The following is a 261-nucleotide window of genomic DNA, read 5'->3' as shown; positions in this document are numbered from 1 at the left end:
GTCGAGCCCGAGGGCCGGGGCCAGGTGCTGGTTGATATCGGCGTCCACCGCGATCACGGGGATGCGGGCGGCGGCGAGATGGCGGATGAACAGCGACGACAGCGTGGTCTTGCCGCTGCCGCCCTTCCCTACGAAAGCGATCTTCATGTTCACCTAGGGTAGGTGGGCCAATGCGAAGAGTGGTGCTCCGGCGTGAAGAAGGCCACTCCTTCGAGGGGTTTGGGTGTTGTGTGCGTAGGGTCGTGCTCATGAGTAGTGCTA

1 pseudogene is annotated in these 261 nt (G+C 63.2%); it reads right to left on the bottom strand.

Features of this window, described 5'->3' with window-relative positions:
* Nucleotides 1-147, bottom strand: a pseudogene (locus ACSNOK_RS34810) (ATP-binding protein); the annotation flags it as partial.
* Nucleotides 148-261: the final 114 nt, after the last annotated feature.

It is taken from the genome of Streptomyces sp. URMC 126 (assembly GCF_051386555.1).
GTDB lineage: Bacteria > Actinomycetota > Actinomycetes > Streptomycetales > Streptomycetaceae > Streptomyces.
The sequence above is the reverse complement of the archived record's forward strand: the minus strand, read 5'-3'. Positions and strand labels throughout refer to the sequence as shown.